We start from the raw sequence: 546 nt of genomic DNA, 5'->3' as shown, positions 1-546 counted from the left end.
TAGCCGTCGCACAGATAGGACTTGGCGTCCTGTCGATTATTCCTGTCGTGGGTGTAGGTAGAGGGCTTTTCGGCCTCTACAAAGGGATACGGTATACCTTTGCGGCTATTGACGCGGCACTTGCCGCCAACGCCATTGCCAACGGCAGCACGACACTGATCACTGGCGAAGGAATTGACCACGGCGAAGCCCTTTTTGAAAGTCTGGGCAAGGCGTTCGATCCGAAAGACGGCAAAGAGCGTGGTCAGGTTTTTATGTTCATCAACCTGGCGATGCTTTCCCCAGCGGCACTGGGCGCAACACGCTGGGTGCTGCGCAAGATACGGAGGGATGTCCCCGTCAGCGCCCGTTTCGACACCGATGCCATCAGCGAAGAAGAGCGCCGCCGACTAGGGGGGCATACCAGCGGTGAGCCGCTGGCGATTGAACTGCGTGGTCGCAGACCGGCAGGGCGCCATGACGAAACCGGCGACATCGAATGGCGAAACAGGCCATCATTAGATACCAATCGCAGCCAGGTTGCCCTGACCACGGCCACGGGTAAGG

At 59.0% G+C, this 546-nt stretch carries 1 protein-coding gene; it reads left to right on the top strand.

Features of this window, described 5'->3' with window-relative positions; all coding sequences use genetic code 11:
* The coding region (locus J5224_RS34530; protein ID WP_264629331.1) for a hypothetical protein at positions 1-546 on the top strand (546 nt) is incomplete at both ends.

This window comes from Candidatus Symbiopectobacterium sp. NZEC135, from assembly GCF_025962695.1.
The sequence above is the reverse complement of the archived record's forward strand: the minus strand, read 5'-3'. Positions and strand labels throughout refer to the sequence as shown.